General features: G+C 46.8%; 1 pseudogene. It reads right to left on the reverse strand.

The features are described from left to right. A pseudogene (locus AB4323_RS23135) lies at positions 1-455 on the reverse strand (IS110-like element ISVisp6 family transposase); the annotation flags it as partial.

The following is a 455-nucleotide window of genomic DNA, read 5'->3' on the forward strand; positions in this document are numbered from 1 at the left end:
CAGCATAGTTTTCATATTCGGTTTGATTGTGTAAAAGCGACCATATAATTCGTGCGTTCTTCGCGGCAAGTGCCACTATCGCTCGGTTCATTCCTCTTCGTTCTAGAACGCCTCGACACCACTGACTTAGCTTATCTTGCTTGTCGCCAAGGTTGGCAATGACTGTCCTTGCCCCGTGAACTAATAGTGTTCGCAAGTATTTGTCGCCGTGTTTGGTTATCCGACCTAAGCGAGGCTTTCCTCCCGTCGAATATTGCTTTGGTACTAGTCCTAGCCAAGCAGAGAAATCACGGCTTTTATCAAATTGAGAACCATTGCCTATCGAAGCAAGTATCGCAGTAGCGGTTTGCGGTCCAATGCCACGAACCTTCTTCACTCGTTGAACATTAGCGCTGACCTTAGCAAAAGACTCGAAGACTTGTTCAGTATCGGCGATACGTTGATTCAACTCTCCA

The organism is Vibrio sp. 10N.261.52.C11 (genome assembly GCF_041471405.1).
Lineage (GTDB): Bacteria > Pseudomonadota > Gammaproteobacteria > Enterobacterales > Vibrionaceae > Vibrio > Vibrio crassostreae_C.